Genomic DNA, 21677 nt, shown 5'->3' with positions numbered 1-21677 from the left:
GGAGGTGACCTACCATGGAGTGGGGCCACAACTCCGCTCAGGGCTTTGCTTGATCATCCGGATGATCGAGGTCAGCTCTCGGTAGCCGAATGTGAACAAGTGCTTCCGAGGTTGAGGGATATCGTGGCTCATTGGGCCGCTGGAGACCTTGGAGATTCTGTTGAGGATCTCTTGGATGACGCTGAGGATCTCGTATCGGTCCTGGAAGTCTGCGTGCGACAGAGTGTGCCCATGGTCTTCGCGTGAGCATGGCTTTTGCTTGGTCCAGAGTGTGTCCGGAGGCTTCAATAGCCACTCCCTGGATGTAGCGGCCGCGGTGCTCGCCTTTAGCAGGTTACGGGTGGATAAGGTGGTCGAACCTGCCCTCCGTGGTCGCCCGTATGAAGACGCCGAGGGCGGCGGGGGTGGTGGTGAGGCTGACGTCGGGGTTGTCGCTCTCGCGTAGTTTGATGATGCCGGCGGTGGGGGCCGCGACGTTGAGGCAGGCGGACCCCTCCTGGCTATGCGACGACTTCTGCCAGTCGTAGGCGGACACGTCCGTTCCCTTTCAGGTGTCTTGGGCGATGTGGTGGATCAGGTCGCGGGACTCGGCCGGTTCAAGTGCGCAGGCCGCCATCCGGTCCAGGACGGTCCGGTACTTGATCAGCTGAGGTTGGGCGTCATGGAACTCGGATCCGTAATCCGTGTCGAGCTGCACTGTGTCGAGCTGTGGCACAACACCGTTGAAGTAGACAATGGACTGGGCGGCGTCGGTTGGTGCTGTAAATGACGCCTTGCCTCTTGAGGCGGAACGAGACGCGGTGTTCCACGTCTGGGGGAGCCAGTGGTGGAACGACATCGCTGATGACTGCCCGGGCGTGGTCCCTGGTCTGGAGGAGTCCGGGCATGTGGATCACTGAGGCGACGCGCATCGCGGTGGCGTGATGTTCGAGCTCGGCCAAGTCGAGTGCCCCGGGCGGGAGGATGTCCCGGTATTCCTCCCACCATCCGCGCGTCTGGCGGCCGGTCATCTGGGTCAGGCTCTCGATGAGCTCCTGATCTGTGCAGCTGTAGGAACGGGCGATGGCGCGTACCCGATCCGCGCTCACCGCGTAGCGTCCGGCTTCGATGCTGCTGACGCGCGGCTGGTTGGCGCCCAGGAGGGTGCCTGCCTGGGTGGCCGAGAGGTCGGCCTGCTCGCGGAGCCTGCACAGTTCGGTGCCCAAGCGCCGTTGGCGCACCGTCAGCCGGAGGTGCTCGGGGGCATCGCTCTGCTGTTCCCGACGCGACCATCGCCGCCTGGGGGCTGGCGTATGACGACGGGAGCGCCCACGCCGTCACCGTGGACGGCTGACACCGCCTCACCCTCAAGTCAGGCGAGCGGGCCGCCTGGTGGTTCGGGCGCCACGGCGACACCACCATCCGGCTCCTCTGGTTCGCAGCACCCTCCGCACCCACGTTTGAACCACTGCAGGCGGCCTGAAACCAACGCGGGCCACTACCCCCTAAGTTGCAGTGAGTATGGGACAGCGACACGCCGACACCATGGCGTGTCGCTGTCTCATACTCACCGCAAAGTGCTGGCATACCCTCAGCGCCGCACGGTCCGGCTCTCATCGAGCAGACCACTGGGAGGGCGCTGGACCACCCCCTCCGAAAAAATACGGTTGAGGAGGACCCGCCGGGCCGCCGGGCCGCCGACCCGCCGGGCCGCCGGGCCGCCGACCCGCCGGGCCGCCGACCCGCCGACCCGCCGGGCCACCAAGCCGCCGACCCGCCGGACGGCGACGGCGCGCTCCGCCCCCTCCCCGTTGCCGGCCGCCTTGCGCCGAAGGCGCGAGACGATGCCCGCACCCGCCAGAGCCGCATGCCGCCCAGCGGCGCGCGGGCGGCTGCCCCCGCGCCCTCCGTGCCCACCTTCGAGCCCGCCCAGGCGGCCTGAAGCAAACCAACGGGCCGCGCCACCCCCGCAGGGACGACGCGGCCCGTGCCGGACACAAAGACCCGCTACGCCAGCAGCTCCACCTCCGCCAGCGTCGCCTTGCCGCCCTCCGGCACCAGCCGGTACCGCTCATATGACCCCGGCGACCGTACCGAGAAGATCCGCGTCTGCTTGTCCCACGCGAAGGACTCGCCCGACCGCCGGTCCACATCCGTCCACTTCTCGCCGTCGCGGGACCCCTGCAGCACCCAGCCCGACGGGGCCTTCGTCCGGTCCCCGGGCGACGTCAGCGTGTACTGCGGCACCCGCGACGACCCAGCCGCCACCGGAAGGTCCACCGACTCGAACGACTCCTCCGTCCCCGACGTGTCGTCCAGCAGCGCCGAACCCCCATCCGGCGGCGGCACGGTCACATCACGGCGCGGCGTCGGGACCTTGTCGTCCGTCGTGATGGACGACGGTGCGGCGGACGCGCCCGTGGCCCACTTCGACGGCTTTGGGCCCATCGCGAACTCCAGCGTCCCGCCCCGCGCGAGCACATCGTGCGGCAGCGCGGTCGAGTTCCACGGCTTGCCGTTGACCCTCAGCCCCTGGACGTAGACATTCCGCGTGCTGTTCTTCGGGGCCCGGATGACCAGGTCGCGGCCGTTCTCCAGGTGCACCGTGGCCTTGGTGAACAAGGGGGACCCCACCGCGTACTCGGAGCCGCCCATGACCAGCGGATAGAACCCCAGGGCGCTGAAGACGTACCACGCCGACTGCTCGCCGTTGTCCTCGTCGCCGTGGTAGCCCTGGCCGATCTCGCTGCCGGTGTAGAGGCGGGCCAGGACCTCGCGGACCTTCTCCTGGGTCTTCCAGGGCTGGCCGGCCGCGTCGTACATGTACGTCACATGATGGGCCACCTGGTTGCTGTGGCCGTACATGCCCATGCGGACGTCCCGGGCCTCGGTCATCTCGTGGATGACGCCGTTGTAGGAACCGGCGAATTCGCGGGAGGCGGTCTCCGGGGTGGAGAAGTAGGTGTCGAGCTTCTTCGCGAGGCCGGAACGCCCACCGTAGAGGTTGGCGAGGCCCCGGCTGTCCTGGGGAGCGGTGAAGGCGTAGCCCCAGCCGTTGGTCTCGGTGTAGTCGTAGCCCCAGATCCGGGGGTCGTACTTGTCGGAGTCGACGCGCCAGCGCCCGTCCGCGTCCTTGCCCTGGAAGAAGCCCGCCTTGTCGTCGAAGAGCGTGACGTAGTTCTGGGCGCGGCGCAGGAAGTACTCGGACTCTTCCTTGTAACGCGCCTTCTTGGTCTTCGCGTAGAGCGCCTTGCCCATCTTCGCGAGGCCGAAGTCGTTGAGGTAGCCCTCCAGCGCCCAGGACAGGCCCTCGTGGGTCTTGGTCGTGGTGTAGCCGAGGAAGACGGACCGGTCCATGCCCTTGCGGCCGACGCCTGACGAGGGCGGGACGGTGGTGGCGTTCTTCAGGGCGGCCTCGTACGCGGCCTCGGCGTCGAAGTGGACGCCCTTGAGGTAGGCGTCGGCGAAGGCGACGTCCGAGCTGGTGCCGGTCATCAGGTCGGAGTAGCCGGGGGAGGACCAGCGGGAGATCCAGCCGCCGTCCTTGTACTGCTGGACGAAGCCGTCGACCATCTTCCCGGCCCGGGCCGGGGTCAGCAGGGAGTACGCGGGCCATGTGGTGCGGTAGGTGTCCCAGAAGCCGTTGTTGACGTAGACCTGGCCGTCGACGATCTCGGCGCCGGTGTGGGTCGGGGTGTTCTCGCCGACCGGCTTGGAGAACGCGCTGGCGTACTGGTACCTGGGCTTCTCAACGGTCCCGGTGTTCTCGAAACCGGAATTGGGATACAGGTACAGCCGGTAGAGGTTCGAGTAGAGGGTGGTGAGCTGGTCGCGGGTCGCGCCCTCGACCTCGATCCTCCCCAGGATGTCGTCCCAGGCCCCCTGCGCACGCGCCTTGACCTGGGCGAACGAAGCCGACGCGGGGATTTCGCGGTCCAGGTTCGTCTTCGCCTGGTCGAGGCTAATCAGGGACGTGGCGATCCGGAGCGTGACCGTACGGTCCGCGCCGGGCTTGAAGCGGAAGTATCCGGTGACGTCCTTGCCGCCCCCGCCGGACAGTTTGCCGCCCGCGCTGACGGGGGCGTCGAAGACGCCGTACACGAAGATGCGGCCCGCTCCCGTGCTCCCGCCGCTCTTGACGTCCGAGTAGCCGCTGACGACGCCGTGCTCGGCGTCCAGTGTCAGCCCGCCGTCCCCGTTGACGTTGTCGAAGATGACGCTCGCGTCGTCGCCGGGATAGGTGAAGCGCATGATCGCGGCGTGGTCGGTGGGAGCGATCTCCGTCTTGAGGCCGTTCTCGAACGTCACGCCGTAGTAGTGCGGCCGGGCGGTCTCGTTGGTGTGGCGGAAGGGGAGGGCGCGGGCGGTGCGCCCGGCGTCGGGCACGTCGGACGCGACCGAGGGCATGACCTGGAAGGTCTGCCGGTCGCCCATCCAGGGGCTCGGCTCATGGCTCGCGCTGAAGGCCTGGACGGTGGGGAGGTTGTCGGCGTTGTTGGCGCGGGCGTACTCGTAGAGCCAGCTGGTCGAGCCCGCGTTGGTGACCGGCGTCCAGAAGTTGAAGCCGTTCGGGAGGGCGGTGGCCGGGAAGTTGTTGCCGCGGGAGAAGCTGCCGCTGGAGTTGGTGCCGCGGGTGGTGACGGCGTAGTCGGAGAGGTGCTTGAGGCGCTTCTCGGGGGCCTTGGGGGCGATGGATATGTCGTCGACCCAGCCGCGGAACGTGGCCGCGCCCTTGGGGGAGTCGTACGCGACCAGGACGCGGTCGATCGTCTTGCCCGCCGCGACCGTGCCGATCCGCGACTCCTTGTGGTTCCACTGGTTGACGTACAGCGTCTTGGAGTCGGCCTGGCCCTGGGGGCTCAGCCGGGCGCCGTGCTGGTCGACGGCGCCGGGCAGGTCGCTCAGGTAGGTGCCGTCGGTGAAGGCGAGGTCGACGGAGACGTGGGTGGCCGGATAGTTGAGGTCGGTCTCCGGCATCGAGGGGAAGATCCGGTACGAGAGCAGGGTATCGCGGGTGACGGCCGTGTCCACGTCGAAGATCTTGTTGTACGAGTACGCCCGGCCGTCCGGCTTGTGGGTGCCCGCGTACAGCAGGGCGCGCGTGCCGGTGAAGCCGGCCTTCGCCTTGGCGGTGGGGGAGCCCACGGGGCCGCCGCAGTCGACGTGGGTGCGCATATCGGCGGGGGCGGGCGGGGTGGTGTCGGCGGTCGCGAGCTGCAGTTCGGCCAGTTGCACGATGTCGTCGCCGGCGTTGCGGGTGATCTCCAGCCGGTAGTGCCGGTAGGCCGTCTCGTTGTCGAAGCTGAACTCACGGGTCTGGTGACGCGAGGCGAAGGACTGGTTCTCGCGGGTGTCGAGGGTCTTCCAGTCGGAGCCGTCGGCGGAGCCCTTGAGGGTCCAGTCGGCGGGGTCGCGGCCGGGGGCGTCGTTGGCGGAGGTGAGGGCGTAGCGCACGGCCTTGACCGGGTCGCAGAGGTTGAATTCCAGCCAGGCGGTCTTCTCGAAGACCAGCCACTTGGTGCTGGTGTCGCCGTCGACGAGGTTCTCCTTCACCTCGCCGCCCCCGGTGTTCTCCCCGTTGGCCCGGACCGTGCTGACCTTGTCGGTGACATTGCCGGGGATGCCGCTGTTGTAGTCGCCGTCGACCCCGGAGGCCTTCTTCTCGCCGTCGTCGCCGGTCTCGACCGTGTCGCTCCAGTCGGGTTGCGGGTCGTCCGCTTCGAAGGACGACGCGAACGACGACGCGAACGACGACGCGAAGGACGACGCGAAGGACGACGCGAAGGACGGCTTGGAGGACGAGGGGGTGGGCTCGGCGTGCGCGGCGGCGGCCGCCGCGCCCTGGGCCGTCAGTGTCAGCACAACGGCCGCCACCAGGGCGGCCGGTCGTCGGGGTGCGTGCCATGGTCTGGGGCTGGGGCGTCTCCGTCGCATGCTCCGCCTCTCCACGAGCTAGACAACGTTGTCTGTTCCGTAGCGCAGAGTTAAGTAGGGAGGGGGCGCCCCAGTGGTGTCAAGGATGTGTAGGGGATTTCGGAGCCGGGTGAGCGAACGGGAACGGGCCGGGAGGGCGGGACCGGCCGCGGTGGGGGTGGGGCCGCTCCCGCCTCCAGGTGCTCATCGGCGGCTCGGGGCGCGGTCGTCCGCGGCTCAGCGCGCGTTCATCGACGGCTCAGGACGCGGTCTTGGTCTTGGTGCCGAGGGAGATCCGGCACTTCTTGGCCTTCTTGGAGGAGTCCGCCAGGAGACCGACCACCTTGACGGTCTTGGTGGTGTCTCCGGCCACCGCGGCGTCCGACTCGACCCCCGTGGTCACCGCCTTGTCGTCGGCGCCGACAAAGCCGACCAGCAGCGAGTAGTAGGAGGTGGTGGAGTCGGAGTTGGTTATCTTCACATTGGCGTACGGAATGTTGTCCGAGCCCCATCCGCAGGTGATGCCCTTGATGTCCGGGCTGACGAGGGCGCTACCGCCGGTCGGCGTGTCCGTGGGGTCGTCCGTCGGGTAGTCCGTCGGGTCGTCGGTCGGGCTGGGGGACTCGGTCGGCTCCACCGGGAGCTCGGCCATGCCCTTTCCGAGCGCCGCGCCGCCCTTGGTGTCGCCGGCGGAGGATCCGCCCCCTTCGGAGCCGCACGCCGATATCGACGCGAGTGTCGCGACCACGACAAGCGCGGTGGCGAAGGGGAATTGCTTCCGGACCACAGGGGCCGCCTTTCTTGTTGGTTCACGCGCACGGCGGCGTGCCGTACGGGCTGCGTCCCCTACGGTATGTCGGACAGGTCTCAACTCGGGAAAGACTCTGGCCCAATGACCATTCGATCTTGCCCACCTGAGGCCCAGTGGACTATACCTGTCGCCCCGGGGGGAGGCCGCCATGCGGCCCCACGTCGCGCCCGCCCTTAGCGGGCCTCCGTGCTCCCCGGAGCACACTCAGTAATACTCCGTTTTACGCTTCAACTGACCCGCGGTGTCGGGCCCCTCGCCGGAGGCGAGTATGTACGGGAAACCGCTACACCGCCTGAGTCCTGACGAAGGCGAGGACTTGAGCATGGGATCCACCCCAGATTTCGGCCGTCGCGACCTGATCAAGCGGTCCGCGGCGCTCGGACTGGTTGCCGTGCCGTCCATCAGCACCCTGACCGCCTGCGCGAGCGGCGGTGACGACGACGGGAACAAGGTCGACAAGGGCAAGAAGAGCGACAAGAACCCGCTCGCCGTCAATGAGAGCGCCGCGCTCGACGTCGTCATTTTCGATGGTGGTTTCGGCCAGAAGTACGCGAAGGACGCCGAGGCCGAGTACGCGAAGGCGTACCCGAAGACCAAAGGCAAGATCAAGCACTCCGCCACCCAGAAGATCCAGACGGTGCTGCAGCCGCGGTTCAACGGTGGCACCCCGCCGGACCTGATCGACAACTCCGGCGCCGAGCAGATGGACTTCGGCACCCTGGTCGCCAAGAACCAGCTGACCGACCTGACGCCGCTGCTGGACGCCCCCTCCGTGGACGACCCGAGCAAGAAGGTGCGCGACACGCTGCGCCCCGGTGTCGTGGAGATGGGCCAGTTCGACGGCAAGCCGGTGTGGATCCTGTACTACGCCTACACCGTCTACGGCGTCTGGTACTCCAAGACCAACCTGGAGAAGCTGGACGCGGAGTACCCGGAGACTTGGGACGACATGCTCAAGCTCTGCGAGAAGGCGAAGAAGAAGGGCGTCGCCGGCTGGACCTACCCGGGCAAGTTCCCGTACTACCTGCCGTTCAGCCTCTACCCCTTCATCGCGAAGATCGGCGGTCCCGACACCCTGATCGCGATCGACAACCTGGAGCCGAACGCCTGGAAGCACCCGGCCGTCAAGGCCGCCTTCGAGGCGTACTACGAGCTCTACAAGAAGGGTTACGTCCTCAAGGGCAGCCCCGGCCTGACCCACATCGAGTCGCAGACCGCGTGGAACCAGGGCAAGGCGCTGTTCATCCCGAACGGCTCCTGGGTGGAGAACGAGGCGAAGAAGACCACGCCGGACAACTTCCAGATGGCCGTCGGCGCGCCCTCCAGCCTGGACAGCAGCGACAAGATGCCGTTCGGCACGATCTGGGCCTCGGGCGGTGAGCCCTTCATCGTGCCGAAGGCCGCGAAGAACCCCGAGGGCGGCATGGAGCTGCTGCGGATCATGCTCGGCGAGAAGTCCACCAAGAACTTCGTCAAGCAGGTCTCCTCGCTCACCTCGCTCAACGGCGGCACCGACGGCCTGAGCCTGCCGCCGGGTCTGGCGTCCGCCCAGGAGGCGCTGGAGAAGGCCGGGAAGAACGTCGTCAACCCGCGTCTCCAGGACTGGTACGTGGCGCTCCAGAAGCAGCAGATCGGCGTCGGCGCGCTGGGCGAGATGATGGCGGGCCGGATGACCCCGGCCGAGGCGATCAAGAAGATCCAGAAGTTCGCCGACGACACGGCCAAGGACGACGCCGTGAAGAAGTACAAGCACGCCTGATGAGGTTCGAGCGTCACCAGCGGCCCTGCGCGCAGGGAAAGACCGAGGTCGGTAGAGATGCAGCACGGTAAGCACCAGTCGGCTACGGCGGTGGTCGCGAAGGTCCCGGGCGGTAAACACCCGGGTGTCAAGCAACCGCGCGTCAAGCTGTCCACGCGGCAGAAGATCGAGCGTGCGTATCGGCAGTACGGGTTCCCTCTGGGATTCCTGGCCCTGCCGGTGGTCATTTATGCGATCTTCGTGATTTCGCCGTTCGTCCAGTCCATTTATTACTCGTTCACGGACTGGACGGGACTGAGCTCCGACTTCAAGATGGTCGGGTTCAAGAACTACGACTGGCTCCTGCACGACGACCTGTTCTGGACGGCGGTGGGGCACAATGTGCTCCTGCTGCTGGTCGTGCCGCTGGTGACGCTCGGTCTGGGCCTGTTCTTCGCCTTCATGCTCAATGTCGGCGGCCGCAGCAAGAAGAACGCGGCCGTCTCCGGGGTGCGCGGGTCGAGCATCTACAAGGTGGTGTACTTCTTCCCGCAGGTGCTCTCGATCGCGATCGTCGCCCTGCTGTTCCAGTTCACGTACAACCCGCGGAACGGCGCGCTCAACGCGTTTCTGGGGGGCATCGGGCTGGATTCGCTGCAGCAGGAGTGGCTGGCCGATCCGAAGCTCGCGCTGTGGTGCCTCATGGTGGTCATGGTCTGGTGCAACGTCGGCTTCTATGTCGTCCTGTTCTCCGCCGGAATGAGCGCCATCCCCAAGGACTTCTACGAGGCGGCGCTGCTCGACGGCGCCAACCGCATCACGACCTTCTTCAAAATCACCCTGCCGCTGCTGTGGGACACGGTCCAGACCGGCTGGATCTACATGGGCATCCTCGCCCTCGACGCGTTCGCCGTCGTGCAGATCATGACCGTGGGGCCGGGGGGACCCGCGGACTCCACCCAGGTGCTGGGCTACATGGTCTACACGAAGACGTTCCGCGACGGGCAGGCCGGGCGTGCGACGGCGATCGGCGTCGCGATGCTGATCGTGACCCTGATCTTCGCGGTCATCGTGGGCAGGCTCGGCCGGCGCGAACGGCTGGAGTACTGATGGCTGGAGTACTGAGGGTCAGGCTCTCTTTCGCACACCGGAACCGCCGTATCTCCGCCGACCTGGGGGTAGCACAGTGACCGCGCAAGCACAGCCCTCGGAGCTCCCGGGCGCGACGAAGACGGAGGACGCGCCCGCCCCGGCGTCCCCGGCCAAGGGGCAGCGCCCGCCGAACTTCACCCCCAAGGGCCGCATCAGCAGCGAGGGGAAGGTCCTCAACGTCTTCTCGCACGGCATGCTGGTGCTCTGGGGGCTGCTGGTCACCCTGCCGCTGCTGTGGGCGGTGATGAGCTCGCTCAAGACCGACAAGGAGATCTTCACCTCTCCCTGGGGTCTGCCGTCCAGCCTGCACTTCGACAACTGGTCGCGGGCCTGGAGCAAGTCGAACATCGGCGACTTCTTCCTCAACACCGTCCTGGTGGTGGGGTGCTCGCTGATCGGGACGATGCTCCTCGGGGCGATGGCGGCGTATGTCCTGGCCCGCTTTGAATTCCCGGGCAAGCGGCTCATCTACTTCATGTTCGTGGGCGGAATGAGCTTCCCGGTCATTCTGGCGCTGGTGCCGCTGTTCTTCGTCATGCGGAACATGGACCTGCTCAACACCTTCCACGGGCTGATTCTGGTCTATATCGCCTATTCGCTGCCGTTCACCGTCTTCTTCCTCACGTCCTTCTTCAAGACGCTGCCCTCGTCGGTGGCCGAAGCGGCGCTGATCGACGGTGCCTCGCAGACCCGGACCTTCTTCCAGGTGATGCTGCCGATGGCGAAGCCGGGCCTGATCAGCGTCGGCATCTTCAACTTCCTGGGGCAGTGGAACCAGTACATGCTGCCGACCGTGCTCAACACGGACGAGGACAAGCGGGTGCTGACGCAGGGCCTGGTGCAGCTGGCGGCCAGCCAGCAGTACAAGGGGGACTGGTCCGCGCTCTTCGCGGGGCTGGTGCTGGCGATGCTGCCGGTGCTCGGCGTGTACATCGTCTTCCAGCGCCAGGTCCAGGCGGGCCTGACGGCGGGGGCGCTCAAGTAACAGGGTGTTCCAGGCCCCGCCCTTCCCCAGCACGGGGGAGGGCGGGGCCTTGGTCTGCCGCGGCGTCACTGATTTCCCGATGATGTTGCCGCCAATCCCTCTCACCCGCGCGGTACTCGCCTGTATGGTGCCCGTAGTTTCCCGGCGCTGACCCGGGCGACAAGTCGCTGTTTCCGGGCGGCAATTCCTCAATGGCGGCATTGCGCGTCCTGTGGCGGAATTCCGGGACGCCGGGGCAATCAGGCGATGAGGCTTACAACGGGGAGGAGCCGCGGTGTCCATGGGACTGTGCGAGGAGATCGCGAGCCGGATCGCCGATCCGGGCCGCGTCGCCGTCAGGGAGCAGGCCGGTCACACCTGGAGCTGGGACGGGCTGCTGCGGGCGGCCGAGGACCTGGCCGAGCGCCTGAGGCCGCGGGGGCCGCTGCGGCTGGCGGCGGTGCGTACGAGCAGGCCCGTACAGACCCTCGTCGCCACCCTTGCCTGCGATCTGCTCCAGGTGCCGCTGATGCACCTGGACTCCGGCCAGCCGGAGGCGGAGTACGCCCGTGTCACCGCCGCCTTCGGGCCGCATCTGTTGCTGGCCGACCCCGACCCCGACGCCGACGCCGACGCCGATGCCGGTGCCGACGCCGCATCCGTATGGGAACGTCACGGGCTCTCGCTGGCCGTCTCCGCGAGCGGGGGCGAGGGCGGGGGCGCCTTCCCCTCCCCACGCTCCGGGATCTTCCTCACCTCCGGCTCGACGGGCGAGCCCTCGGGCGCCGTGCGGTCGACGCGCGCCCAGATCGTGGACTCGCTGCGGTGCGCCGAGGCCATGGGCTACGGCCCCACGACCCCCGTGGTGTGCGCGGCGCCGGTCTTCCATCTGTACGGACACACGCTGGGCCTGCTCGCCCCGCTGCTCGCCGGCGCGCCGGTGACGCTGTGCGGATCGCGCGTGGTGCCCTCCCAGATCGCGGCCGCGGTCCGGGACAGTGGGGCGCGGGTCCTGATCGCGCTGCCCTTCCACTACCGGCTCATGGCGGCCGACACCACCTCCCGCTTCGACGGCCTGGAGCGCGCGCTGTCCGCCGGCGCCCCGATCCCCAGCGGCGCCGCGGCGGCGGTGATGAAGACGCACGGCTTCGCGCTGCTCAACATGTACGGCTGCTCGGAGGCCGGGGCGATCACCGTGAAGCCGGTCGATCCGGAGGGCGACCGCCCCGGGGACGTCGGGCAGCCGCTGCCCGGGATCGTGGCGACGCTGCGGGAGGTGGAAGACGCCGATGACGCCGTCGGCGCGGGCGAACTCCAGCTGGCCACGGAGACGCTGGCCGACGGCTACGCCCATGTCGACGGGGTGCGCCCGCTGTCCCTGAACGGGGAGCTGCTGCGCACCGGGGACCTGGCGACGCTGGGCCCCGACGGCTCCATCAGGCTGATCGGCCGGCTCGCCCGGATGATCAACGTCGGCGGGAAGAAGGTCAATCCGGTCGAGGTGGAGCGGGTGCTCGCCGAGCACCCCGCCGTCACCGACGCGCAGGTCTTCGCGGAGGCGGACGGCGGACGGGGCCAGGTGCCGGTGGCCCGGGTCGCCGCCCCCGGGCCGGTGACGGCGGACGAGCTCATCCGCTGGTGCCAGGAGAGGCTGATGGAGCACAAGATTCCGCGGCGCATCCAGGTGACCGAGGAACTGCCCCGGTCGACGACCGGCAAGGTGCTCGCCCCGCGTGCCGCCGCACCTGGGCCCGGGGCCGGGACGGAGCACGAGGCCGGGACGGAGCACGAGGCCGGGCCGGAGCACGAGGAGGAAGGAAGCGCGTGATGGACCGCGAGAGCTTGGTCGAGGAGATCGCCCGGCACATCACGGTGGTGGTGCCCGCGCTGGCCGAGGCCCCGCCCGGCCCCGGCACCAACCTGCTGGAGATCCCCGACTTCGACTCGATGGCCATGCTGGAGCTGCTGGTCTGGCTCCAGGGGCACTACGGGATCGACGTCCCCGACGGGGAGATATCGCCGGAGAACCTCTCGACCGTCGGCCGGATGGCGGACTTCGTGCTGAGGCAGCGTTGACCGGCGCGGACCAGATGAGCATGGACAACAAGGGCGTGGACGGGAAGGCCGCGGGCGAGGAGTCCCTTGGCGACGGGGCCGTTCGCGAGGAGGTCGTCGAGTTCGGCGGGCTGCGCGCCGTACGCGCCCCGCTGACCTGGGGCCAGCAGGTCATCTACCGCGCGCTGCAGAGCCGCGCGAGCCGGGCCCACTACGACTACAACCAGCGCATGTCGCTGCCGGTGCCTGAGGGCCGCTCGCTGCGCGAGGTGATCGACGCCGTACGGGAATTGGTCACCGCCCACGAGAGCCTGCGCACCGTGTACCGGGACGGGACCGCCGACTCCACCCCGTACCAGGAGGTGCAAGGGGAGGGGCGGCTGACGGTCCGGGTCGTCCACGGCGACGACCCGGCCGCGGCGCTGGACGCCCTGGCCGTGACGGACTTCGACCTGTCGCGGGAGTGGGGCATCCGTGTCGCGGTGCTGACCGGGCCCGGCGGCGGGCCGCGGCGGCTCGCGCTGTACGTGTCGCATGTCGCCGTGGACGGCTGGGCGATGGGCCTGGTCGTACGCCGGCTCAAGGCCCTGCTGGCGGATGGCGCCGCCGTACCCGCCGAGGCCGCGCCCGGTCAGGCCGGACCCGCCGAGGCCGCGCCCGGCTCGCCCGCCCCCACCCCGCCCGTACCGCAGCCCGCCGACCTCGCCGAGGCCGAGCGGTCCGAGGCCGGGCGGACCGCGGACCGCCGCGCCGACGCGTACCAGCGCTCGCTGCTGCGGCGCGCGCCCCGGACCATGTTTCCCGCCCGCCCGCAGGCGCTTCCCGCGCCGGCCGGCACCGCGGGGCCGCAGGGTTGGGCCCACGGCGAGTTCCGGTCGGGGCGGCTGGAGGCGGCGGCGCGGGAGGTGGCCGGGCGCTGCCGGGCCGGTGAGGAGACCGTGTACCTCGCGGCGCTCGGCACGTTGCTCGCGCGCCGGGCGGGCCTGGCGCAGTGCGTACTCAAGACGATCTTCGCGAACCGGATCGGCGCCGAGCGGCAGGCGATGGTGACCCCGCTCGCCTCGGACGTGCTGCTCTGCTTCGAGGTCTCCGGGCCCTTCGACGACTGCGTCCGCGCCGCCCACCTCGCCAAGCTGCGCGGCTACGCCCGTGCCCAGTACGACCCCGGCCGCCTGGAGCGGCTGGTCGCGGAGGTCGGCCGGGAGCGCGGTGAGCAACTGGACCTGTCGGTGCTGCACAACGACCTCGGCGCCCTCGTGGCCCCGGGGGAGGACGGCGGCGGCCGCCCGGCGCGCGACCCCGGCGCGGTGGAGACCTCCTTCCGCTGGGCCGAGCCCTTCCAGCTCCCCTCGGTCAAGCTCTACTGCGACGTGCGCACCACGGAGCGCGGCGAGCGGGTGATCGGCCTGGCCGCCGACACCCGGTATCTGCCCGCGCCCGACCTCCGCGGGCTGCTGTACGGGATGGAGGAGCTGGTGGTGAACGCGGCGGGCGGGCCGGGCGAGCGGCCAGGACAGACGCGGGACCGGGATCGGGATCAGGACGTGGACGAGCGGCTGTCGGCCCATGTCTCGTGAGACGGTCGGGGTGGTGATCGCCGCGATGAACTCCGCGGCGTTCATCGACCAGGCGCTCGGCTCCCTGGCCATGCAGACCACGCCCGCCGACCAGGTGGTGGTGGTCGACGACAACTCGGAGGACGACACCGTACGGCTCGTCGAGCGCTGGCGCGCCATCCTGCCGCTGACCCTGCTGCGCAACCACGGCCCGCGCCGGCTGGGGGTGTGGGGTGCGCGGCGGGCCGCGATCGAGGCGCTGGAGACGGATCTGGTGCTCCAGCTGGACGGCGACGACCTCGTACTGCCGCACCACGTGGCCGCGATGAGCGAGGCGTACGCGGCCTCGCCCGGCCTGATCAGCCCGCGCCCGCTCACCTGGACCGGTCAGGGCCCCTTCCGCCCCGCCACGTACACCAAGGGCGGGCTGCCGCTCCCGGGCGACCAGCTGATCCAGCTGCTGGCGCAGAACTACGTCGTGGTGGGGGCGTTGTACGCGCGCGGGCTGTACGAGCGGGTCGGCGGCTACCGCCATGTGGCGTACGGCGAGGAGTGGGACCTGTGGCTGCGGCTGGTGGCGGCGGGGGCGCGGGTGAGCAAGCCGGACGAGCCGTCGTACGTCTACCGGGTGCGGGCCTCCAGCTATGCGGGGAGCTTCGTCCGGAACGAGGCGGAGACCGAAGTGCTGAACCGTTTCCTTGAGGACGCCGAGCACCCCGTCCACCGGCAGGCCGCGAAGGTGGCCCTGCTGCAGCGGACGGGCCTCGCCGCGCTCGGCGCGCTCACCCCGGTCAGCGGCCCGCTGCCCGAGCCCGTACGGGCCTTCGCCGCCGGGCACGAACGGCCCCTGAGGCGGGCGTACCGCGACCCGGACCTGGGCTGGGTCCTCGCTTTCGGCTCCGGTGCCGGGAACGTCGGCGCCGAGGTGGCCGTGACCGACGACGCGGCCCGGGTGATCGTGCACGTGGTCGAGAAGGACGGGAACTACGAGGCCGTGGAGACAGCCGATCCGCTGATGCGCCGTGACGCGTCCTCGCTGCGCGACATCCTGCGAGGTGAGCGATGAGCCGCGAGCAGGCGGTCAAGGAGGTGCTGGAGCGGGCCGCGCGGGTCCCGCACCGCTTCCGGCGGTTCGAGGTGGGCGCCGAGACCGCGGCCCGGGTGCACCGGATCGACGGGGCGCTGCTGGACGAGGCGCTGCACCTCGGCCTCCCGCACGAGGGGAGCGGCGCGGACCGCCGCTTCGACGACTTCGACCTGAAGAACCTCGGACTGGCCTTGCGCATCCCGTCCCCCGCCTGGCTGCAGGTGCGGCTGTCGGCCCAGCCCTTCAACGCGGCGGAGATCGGCACCACCACCTACCGGGCGCGGTTCCAGGGGCGGGTGCCCGGCGGGACCCTGGACGCCTCGGCGCAGCTGGCCTCCGGGGTGGTGGACGGCACGCTGCGGCGGATGGGGCCCGATGTGTTCGAGGCGGACCTCCACGTCTCCGCCGGCGAGAACGCGCCGGACGCGGAGGAGGGCGCCGCCGACTGCGCGCGGGAGCTGGGGCCGGTACTGCCGGAAGCCGCGCGGCTGGAGTACTACCTCGTGCCCGACGAACTCCGCGACGACGCGGGGTTCGTACGGGAGACCCGGCTGGCGGACTGCCGCGCCGGCACCGCCTATCTGGTGCGCGTCGCGGAGGAAGCGGGGGCGGCCGTACGGCCGGCTAGCGGGCTGCTGCTGGCCGGCGCTTTCCCGCTGCCGCACGCCTGGCTCGAGGTGCGCCGCGGCGATCGCTGGCTGCCCGCGGATCCGTACTACCTCGTCAGCATGGCCGGATACGGGCTGCTCGACGGCGAACGGTGGCCGCCGCACCGGTCGGTCGCGGGGACGGTGTGGAGGATCTGCGGCTCGTACCCGGAGCTGTGCTTCCTGGCGGGCGACGGCCGGCCCGTGAAGACCTCCGTCAGGATTCTGCGGCGATCGCCCTGAGCGCCTTGCGGTCCGTCTTGCCGTGACCGGTGAGCGGCAGCTCCGGGACCACCAGGCAGCGGGCGGGGATCTTGTACGGCTCGATCTCCCGCTTGAGCGCGGCCAGCACCTCGCCGGGGCGCAGCGAGGAGCCCGCCACGCACAGCACCGCCTCCTCGCCGTCCCCCGGCGGCGGCAGGACGGCCGCGCCGCGCACCCCGGGCACCCGGCGGGCGGCGGTCTCCACCTCCTCGGCGCTCACCCGGAACCCGCGCTGCTTGTACAGATCGTCGCGGCGCCCGGAGAAATACAGATAGCCGTCCTCGTCCAGATGGCCGAAGTCCCCGGTGCGCAGCTCGGGGAAGAGCCCGTCGGCGCGCGGGAACCGCTGCGCGGTCTGCTCCGGCCGCCGCCAGTAACCCGCCATCACATGCGGGCCGCGCACCACGATCTCGCCCACGGTGCCGGGTGCCACCCGCAGCCCCCGCTCGTCCACCACCAGGACCTCCGTACCGGGCAGCGCCCGTCCGCACGCGCCCGGTCTGCGCAGGTCCTCGTCCGGCGGCATGATGGCCACCCGCTTGCACTCCGTCAGGCCGAACATCAGCTGGACCCGCAGCCCGGGCAGCGCGGCGCGCAGCTCGGTCAGCACCCGCGGCGGCATCGCGGAGCCGGTGTTGGTGAGCAGCCGCAGCCGTATGCCGTCGGCGCCGTAGCGCGGCAGCATGCGGGCCAGGCCCTGCGCGAGCGACGGGACGACGGGCAGCACGGTGGCCCCGGAGCGCCGGAGGTTCTTCAGCAGGACCGGACCCACCTCGGAGGCGCCGCCGAGCCACAGGTGGGCGCCGGCCAGGGTGCTGAGGAAGAGCTGGTAGAGGCCGTAGTCGAAGGAGAGCGGCAGCGCGCAGTAGACGACGTCCTCGGTGCGGTACGCCAGCTCGCCGTGGATGGCCCGGGCCGCGAACAGCAGTTGGGCGTGGGTGGACACGACGGCCTTGGGCGGTCCGGTGGAACCGGAGGTGTAGATGAGGCAGACGGGGTCGACGGACAGCGGGCCTTTCGCCTCGTGCGCCGCCTCTTCCGAGGCGGCGACGGGCACGGCGGGGTCCTCGCCGTCCTCCTCCAGCGGGGGCGGGCCGTCGTCCTCGGTGATCAGGAGGGCCGCTTCGCTGTCCTCGCGGACATGGGCGAGCGCCGGGCCGCGGACCTGCTCGTGCAGTACGCAGAACGCGGCCCCCACCCGCGAACAGCCGTACACCAGGGCCGCCGTGGCCAGGCCGGACGGCAGGGTCAGCAGCACCCGGTCGCCGCGCCCGACGCCCCGCTCGCGCAGCCATGCGGCTGCGCGCAGCGAGGCCGCGCGCAGCCGGGCGTAGTCCCAGGTCAGCCCGGTGTGGGTGAGGGCGGGGCGGGTGGGGTGGCGTCGGGCCGCCGCGTCGAGCACGTCGTGCAGTACGGACGGCTGCCCAAAGCCGAGCACGTCGTGCGGTACGGGCGGCTGCCCGGAGTCAGGCAGGCCGTGCGGTACGGACGGCTGCCCGGAGTCAGGCAGGCCGTGCGGTACGGACGGCTGCCCGGAGTCGAGGTCACCGGCGGGCATTCCGCCCTGCCTCCCGTGCTGCCTCCGCGGCCATCGCCTTGCGGTCGATCTTGCCGTTGTCGTTCAGCGGGAACCGCGCCACCCGCTTCAGGGCGCGCGGAATCGCGGCCCGGGGGAGCAGCTTGCCGAGTTCGTCGACGACCGGTCCCCGCTCGGCGGCGGTCCCGGTGTAAAAGGCGTGCAGGGCATGGGTGTTGCCGGTGGGCACCGCCACCACCACCGCCTCGTCCACGCCCGAGCAGCGCCGCAGCGCCCACTCCACCTCCGGGATCTCCACCCGTACGCCCCGGATCTGCACCTGGTGGTCCAGCCGGCCCGAGTACAGCAGGGTGCCGTCGGGGGCCGTGGTGACCAGGTCGCCGGTGCGGTACCAACGCTCTCCGTCGAGGTCGAGGAAGCGCCCGGCGTCGTCCGCCGGATCGAGATAGCCCGCGAACACCTGCGGCCCGGCGACGCACAGTTCGCCCCGCTCCGGATGGCGGTTCCCCTCCGCGTCGAGGAACATGCCGCGCATCCCGGGGTGGAGCCGGCCCATGGGCACGCCGCCGTGTGCCTCGGGGTGCGGGGTGTCCGTCGCGCGCCACGCGTGGACGGTGCAGTTCATGGTGGCTTCCGTGGGCCCGTACAGGTTCACCACGGTGGACCCGGGGGCGGCCCGCTGCCAGTCGGCCGCGTCGTGTTCCATCAGCGCCTCGCCGGCGAAGAAGCTCCAGCGCAGGCCGGGCATGGCCCCGTCGGTGAGCCGCCGGGTCCTGCGGACGACGGAGATCCCGCTGGGGGCGGAGAACCAGACCGTGATGCCGAGTTCGTTCACCAGCGCGGGGAGATCGGTATAGCCGAGGGCGGGGACGTGGACGACGCTCGCCCCCGCGCTCCAGGCGCAGAACAGATCGAAGATCAGGGGGTCGAAGGTGATGTCGACCGTCTGTGAGAAGACATCCTGCGGCCCGAAGTCGTAGAGGTCGCGCACACACCGCAGAAAGTGCTCGGCATTCTTGTGCGAGATGGGCACGCCTTTGGGGCGGCCGGTGGAGCCGGAGGTGAACATGATGTACGCGCGGTCGTCCGGTTCGACACACCACGGCTCGAACGGCGCGGTCGCGCCCGGATTTCCCGCCGGGGCATTTCCGGCCGGGGCGCTTTCGCCGCCCTCGGCGCCGCTTTGGGTATTCACACCGCCGGTATTGATTCCTTCGGCGTGCACGGCCGGGGGGTGGTCGGTCAGCTGATCGAGGATGCGCGCCCCCTGGTCGTCCACGAGGACCAGGGCCGTACGGGCGGCCCGCAGCATGGCGTCGGTGCGCGCCGCGGGGAATTCCACATTCAGCGGCATCGCCGCGGCGCCCGCGTACATCGCGGCCAGCATGCCGATGTACGCCACCTCGCCGCGCGCCGCGAGGACGCCGACCGCGGTCGGCCTGCCCCCGGCCGCGTCCACCAGGGCCGAGGCCCAGGACAGCGCGGTCCGGTGCACCTCGTCGTAGGTCCAGGTGCGCGTCCCCACCCGCAGCGCGATCCGGTCCGGATGGGCCCGCGCCGAGGCCAGGAAATGGCCGTGCATACCGTGCCAGGCGTCCGGCCCGTCACCGCTGGCCATGCGAGCTCACAAACTCCGTGAGCGTTCCCACGGTGGCGAAATGCTCCAGTTCCAGGCTTTCCGTATCGAATTCGGCGCCCGTCTGTGTCTCGATGAGCATGAGCAGCTCAATAACCGAGGTGGAATCGAGACCCAGGTCCTCGAAGAGCCGGGTTCCGGCGTCGACGCCGGGCAGCTCGCCGCGTCCCAAAACTTGTCGCAGCGCCGCTAGAACGCTCTGCTCGGCGGAGGACTTTCGCATGGTCCGGATCGAAGTGGATACGCCATCAGGTGTCAAGGTCTTGACGCGGATCTTGGTGGCTCCTAGGGTTTTGCCGCACGATTGACCATCACGGGGGCCGGGGTATACGGGGTTGGGGGATATGGCGGCAAAAGCTGCGGAATTGTCCTCCGCGAACCCCGGAGCCGACCCTCTCTCCGCCGCCATGGACGTCTTGCGCACGGCCCGCGAGAGCGGTCTCCCGGCGGCTTTGACCGCCGCCGTGCGGCACCTTGATTTCACCGCACCCTGCTCCGACAAGGGCTTTTGTGTCCTGCCCGACGGGTCGGCGGCCAGTTCCCCAGAAATGCGCGGCTGGCTGATGGCGGGGCGCCTGGTGTCCGGCGAGCGGGCCACGGTACGGCCGGGCCCGCGCCATGAGCTGGCCGAGCGCGAGGGGCTTGAGGTCCTTCAGGTCGTCCCCCATGACGTCCCGGACGGCGCGGCCGGGTCGGAGCCCGCCCCACGGGACCGGCTCGCGCTCGCCGGGACGCTGTTCGCCGCGCTGCGCGCCGGGCTGGCCGAGGCGCTGCTGGAGCGGGCGGTGGCGCATGTGGCGGGGCGGCGCTCCGGTGACCGGCCGCTGATCGAGCGGCAGTTGGTGCGCGCGAAGATCGCCGACTGTGTCGCCGCCGTCCGCGCCTGTGAGCTCCTGCTGACCACCTCCGGCGCCGATCCGTACGCCGCGCAGGAGCTGCACCGGCGCCTCGACGCGGCCGACGCGGCCCTGACCAACCTCTTCGGCGGCGCCGGCTATCTGGCCGACCACCCCGTGCGCGCCCTGTACGTCGCGGCGTACGTCGGCAGCCTGTGGGTGACACCGCCGCAGGACCCCGAACAGGAGTGGTCGTGACGGCCCTGGCCCTGGACGCCGAGGACCCGGTCCTGGACGCCGCGCACGCACGCATGCGTGCCCGCGCGCGCGAGGTCGCCCCCGCCCTGCGGGAGGCCGCCCTCGCCATCGACGCCGACCCGGCCCGGATGGACGACCATCTCGGCAACCCCGCCTTCCGCCTCTTCCGCGCGATGGGCATCCCCGAGCGGTTCCAGGACGAGCGGAACCGGGCCGAGGTCAAGGGCCTGCCACGGGACTTCCTCGCCCTGATGATCTGCTCCATGGAGCTGGCGCGCGGCGACGCGGGCGCCATGTTCGCCGGCCCCGCCCCCGCCCTCGCCGGCGTGGTCGTCCGCACCCTCGGCGACGAGCGGCAGCAGGCCGCGTTCTACGAGCGCGTCGCCGACGGCGCGACCTGGGCCTTCTGCGCCATCACCGAACCGCAGGCGGGCAGCGACGCCACCCGGATGCGGACCGCGCTCACCCCCGCCGACCCCGCCGACCGCGGCGGGGACTGGCTGCTCAGCGGCGCCAAGAAGTACGTCGGGAACGGCTCGCGCGGCGGCGTCGGAGTGGTGTTCGCGCAGACCGGCACCTCGCCGCTGAGCGTGCGCGCCGTGCTCCTGGAGCTCCCGGCGCCCGGCGCGCACGGCGAGGCGCTGGACATGATCGGGCTGCGGGGCGCCCGTATCAGCGAAATGACCTTCCGCGATGTGCCGATCGCGCGGGACCGGCTGCTCGGCGCCCATCTGCCCGCCACCCGCCGGGGGATGTGGGGCGCGGTCACGGCCTTCTACGGCGCGCGCGTACAGATCTCCGCGACCGCCGTCGGGCTCGCGGCCGCGGTGTACGACTACGTACGCGCCGAGCGCCGGACGCCGGGCCCGGCCGAGCGGCGGGTGCTGGAGACGGCCGCGCTGCGCATCGCGGCCGCCGCCCGGCTCGTCCACCGCACCGCGCTCCTCGTGGAGGCGGACCAGGGGCGCGGCGATGCCTCCGCCCTGTGCAAGCTGGAGGCGGTCCGTCTGGTCCGGGACATCACCCGCCGGCTGCCCGCCCTGCTGGGGCGCGGCGCGCTGCTGGACCACCCGCTGCTGGAGAAGTGGGTCCGCGACGCCGCCGCGCTGGAGCTCATGGAGGGCACCAGTGACATCCAACGGCTGCGGCTGGCCCAGGACTTCGCCCGGTCGGGCGCTGTGCCCGCGGGCGGCGATCCGGTGCCCGCGGGCAGTGATCCGGTGCCCGCGGGCGGGGACGGGTGA

The 21677-nt window shown here is 70.6% G+C and carries 16 protein-coding genes and 1 pseudogene; 10 read left to right on the top strand and 7 right to left on the bottom strand.

The window, feature by feature from the left end; genetic code table 11:
* Nucleotides 1-334 precede the first annotated feature (334 nt).
* From ACFZDL_RS01975 to ACFZDL_RS01960, 4 genes and pseudogenes are all read right to left on the bottom strand, one after another.
* Complete coding sequence (locus tag ACFZDL_RS01975; RefSeq protein WP_353591043.1) at nt 335-535, bottom strand: DUF397 domain-containing protein; 201 nt, start codon at nt 533-535, stop codon at nt 335-337.
* Between the two features lie 12 nt (nt 536-547).
* Nucleotides 548-1226 (bottom strand): annotated as a pseudogene (locus ACFZDL_RS01970) (Scr1 family TA system antitoxin-like transcriptional regulator).
* Nucleotides 1227-1986: 760 nt separating this feature from the next.
* A complete protein-coding gene (locus tag ACFZDL_RS01965; RefSeq protein WP_353591044.1) occupies nt 1987-5913 on the bottom strand; it encodes a GH92 family glycosyl hydrolase in 3927 nt (1308 codons plus the stop codon).
* 238 nt (nt 5914-6151) lie between these two features.
* Nucleotides 6152-6679 (bottom strand): hypothetical protein, encoded by a 528-nt coding sequence (locus ACFZDL_RS01960; RefSeq protein ID WP_353591045.1) that lies wholly within the window; start codon nt 6677-6679, stop codon nt 6152-6154.
* A 346-nt stretch (nt 6680-7025) separates the two neighbouring features.
* On the opposite strand from ACFZDL_RS01960, the gene ngcE reads away from it, so the two are divergent.
* The 8 genes from ngcE to ACFZDL_RS01920 all read left to right on the top strand — a co-directional run bounded on the left by ngcE (nt 7026) and on the right by ACFZDL_RS01920 (nt 16145).
* A complete protein-coding gene (gene ngcE, locus ACFZDL_RS01955; RefSeq protein WP_353591046.1) occupies nt 7026-8462 on the top strand; it encodes an N-acetylglucosamine/diacetylchitobiose ABC transporter substrate-binding protein in 1437 nt (478 codons plus the stop codon).
* Nucleotides 8463-8519: 57 nt separating this feature from the next.
* A complete protein-coding gene (locus tag ACFZDL_RS01950) occupies nt 8520-9551 on the top strand; it encodes a sugar ABC transporter permease (protein WP_353591047.1) in 1032 nt (343 codons plus the stop codon).
* A 76-nt stretch (nt 9552-9627) separates the two neighbouring features.
* Nucleotides 9628-10578: a carbohydrate ABC transporter permease gene (locus tag ACFZDL_RS01945; RefSeq protein WP_353591048.1), complete on the top strand. Its 951-nt coding sequence runs from the start codon at nt 9628-9630 to the stop codon at nt 10576-10578.
* A 280-nt stretch (nt 10579-10858) separates the two neighbouring features.
* Nucleotides 10859-12385, top strand: a complete 1527-nt coding sequence (locus ACFZDL_RS01940) for a fatty acid--CoA ligase family protein (protein WP_353591100.1) — start codon at nt 10859-10861, stop codon at nt 12383-12385.
* Entirely contained in the window at nt 12385-12633 is a 249-nt protein-coding gene (locus tag ACFZDL_RS01935) for a phosphopantetheine-binding protein (RefSeq protein WP_353591049.1), read from the top strand. The genes ACFZDL_RS01940 and ACFZDL_RS01935 overlap by 1 nt, the downstream gene beginning before the upstream one ends.
* On the top strand, nt 12630-14189 hold the full coding sequence (locus ACFZDL_RS01930; protein WP_353591050.1) for a condensation domain-containing protein: 1560 nt from the start codon (nt 12630-12632) through the stop codon (nt 14187-14189). Before ACFZDL_RS01935 ends, ACFZDL_RS01930 begins: the two co-directional genes overlap by 4 nt.
* On the top strand, nt 14179-15234 hold the full coding sequence (locus ACFZDL_RS01925) for a glycosyltransferase family A protein (RefSeq protein WP_353591051.1): 1056 nt from the start codon (nt 14179-14181) through the stop codon (nt 15232-15234). Before ACFZDL_RS01930 ends, ACFZDL_RS01925 begins: the two co-directional genes overlap by 11 nt.
* The gene (locus ACFZDL_RS01920) at nt 15231-16145 is read left to right on the top strand and encodes a hypothetical protein (RefSeq protein WP_353591052.1); all 915 of its coding nucleotides are present in this window, start codon (nt 15231-15233) and stop codon (nt 16143-16145) included. The genes ACFZDL_RS01925 and ACFZDL_RS01920 overlap by 4 nt, the downstream gene beginning before the upstream one ends.
* Here the strand turns inward: ACFZDL_RS01920 and ACFZDL_RS01915 are convergent.
* The 3 genes from ACFZDL_RS01915 to ACFZDL_RS01905 are packed head-to-tail and all read right to left on the bottom strand — an operon-like array spanning nt 16120 to nt 19562.
* Nucleotides 16120-17724, bottom strand: coding sequence for a class I adenylate-forming enzyme family protein (locus tag ACFZDL_RS01915; protein ID WP_353591053.1), 1605 nt, complete (start codon nt 17722-17724; stop codon nt 16120-16122). The genes ACFZDL_RS01920 and ACFZDL_RS01915 overlap by 26 nt on opposite strands.
* A complete protein-coding gene (locus ACFZDL_RS01910; RefSeq protein WP_353591054.1) occupies nt 17711-19321 on the bottom strand; it encodes an AMP-binding protein in 1611 nt (536 codons plus the stop codon). The genes ACFZDL_RS01915 and ACFZDL_RS01910 overlap by 14 nt, the downstream gene beginning before the upstream one ends.
* Entirely contained in the window at nt 19308-19562 is a 255-nt protein-coding gene (locus ACFZDL_RS01905) for an acyl carrier protein (protein ID WP_353591055.1), read from the bottom strand. Before ACFZDL_RS01905 ends, ACFZDL_RS01910 begins: the two co-directional genes overlap by 14 nt.
* A 184-nt stretch (nt 19563-19746) precedes the next feature.
* Here ACFZDL_RS01905 and ACFZDL_RS01900 point away from each other — a divergent pair, with 184 nt between their 5' ends.
* Nucleotides 19747-20433, top strand: a complete 687-nt coding sequence (locus ACFZDL_RS01900) for an acyl-CoA dehydrogenase family protein (RefSeq protein ID WP_353591056.1) — start codon at nt 19747-19749, stop codon at nt 20431-20433.
* A complete protein-coding gene (locus tag ACFZDL_RS01895; protein WP_353591057.1) occupies nt 20430-21677 on the top strand; it encodes an acyl-CoA dehydrogenase family protein in 1248 nt (415 codons plus the stop codon). Before ACFZDL_RS01900 ends, ACFZDL_RS01895 begins: the two co-directional genes overlap by 4 nt.

It is taken from the genome of Streptomyces sp. NPDC007917 (assembly GCF_042959105.1).
Taxonomy (GTDB): Bacteria; Actinomycetota; Actinomycetes; order Streptomycetales; family Streptomycetaceae; genus Streptomyces.
This window is presented reverse-complemented; position numbering and strand designations above follow the sequence as displayed.

Excerpts from the sequence above, each read along its gene's own strand:
- ACFZDL_RS01965 (WP_353591044.1), bottom strand. The coding sequence starts at position 5,913 with ATGCGACGGAGACGCCCCAGCCCCAGACCATGGCACGCACCCCGACGA.
- ngcE (WP_353591046.1), top strand. The coding sequence starts at position 7,026 with ATGGGATCCACCCCAGATTTCGGCCGTCGCGACCTGATCAAGCGGTCC.
- ACFZDL_RS01950 (WP_353591047.1), top strand. The coding sequence starts at position 8,520 with ATGCAGCACGGTAAGCACCAGTCGGCTACGGCGGTGGTCGCGAAGGTC.
- ACFZDL_RS01940 (WP_353591100.1), top strand. The coding sequence starts at position 10,859 with ATGGGACTGTGCGAGGAGATCGCGAGCCGGATCGCCGATCCGGGCCGC.
- ACFZDL_RS01935 (WP_353591049.1), top strand. The coding sequence starts at position 12,385 with ATGGACCGCGAGAGCTTGGTCGAGGAGATCGCCCGGCACATCACGGTG.
- ACFZDL_RS01925 (WP_353591051.1), top strand. The coding sequence starts at position 14,179 with ATGTCTCGTGAGACGGTCGGGGTGGTGATCGCCGCGATGAACTCCGCG.
- ACFZDL_RS01920 (WP_353591052.1), top strand. The coding sequence starts at position 15,231 with ATGAGCCGCGAGCAGGCGGTCAAGGAGGTGCTGGAGCGGGCCGCGCGG.
- ACFZDL_RS01915 (WP_353591053.1), bottom strand. The coding sequence starts at position 17,724 with ATGCCCGCCGGTGACCTCGACTCCGGGCAGCCGTCCGTACCGCACGGC.
- ACFZDL_RS01910 (WP_353591054.1), bottom strand. The coding sequence starts at position 19,321 with ATGGCCAGCGGTGACGGGCCGGACGCCTGGCACGGTATGCACGGCCAT.
- ACFZDL_RS01905 (WP_353591055.1), bottom strand. The coding sequence starts at position 19,562 with ATGCGAAAGTCCTCCGCCGAGCAGAGCGTTCTAGCGGCGCTGCGACAA.
- ACFZDL_RS01900 (WP_353591056.1), top strand. The coding sequence starts at position 19,747 with ATGGACGTCTTGCGCACGGCCCGCGAGAGCGGTCTCCCGGCGGCTTTG.